Source organism: Arthrobacter sp. SIMBA_036, assembly GCF_046535135.1.
GTDB lineage: Bacteria > Actinomycetota > Actinomycetes > Actinomycetales > Micrococcaceae > Arthrobacter.
In genome coordinates this window covers 1-239 of the sequence record NZ_JAWRXG010000432.1, presented here as the reverse complement: position 1 = coordinate 239, position 239 = coordinate 1, and the positions used below count along the sequence as shown (strand labels likewise).

Annotated in this window: 1 protein-coding gene; it reads left to right on the top strand. The window is 45.2% G+C overall.

Annotated elements, in window-relative coordinates; translation table 11 throughout:
• Positions 1 to 24: 24 nt before the first annotated feature.
• Positions 25 to 239, top strand: a 215-nt coding sequence (locus tag SB659_RS20425) for a hypothetical protein (protein WP_410551755.1), incomplete at its 3' end; no start/stop codon positions are given.

Sequence of the window (239 nt, the reverse complement as noted above, 5' to 3'; positions counted from 1 at the left end):
CTAGTTAAATTAGCACGTGATAACGTGGAAAAGCATCGCGGTGTTTACAATCAAATTGAGGAAAGTGCATCCGCAGGTGTTGCCAGAAATGCTGACCTTGAGCAAATCAGGGGTCGCCTGGCTCTTGCAGAAGACAACTTAGAAACGCAAAGATCAAACTTGCATGATGTCATTAGTCGTTATTTGCGTATCGTTGGCGAGCTTCCTCCGGCGCAAATAAATAATGTGGCTGTATCGGA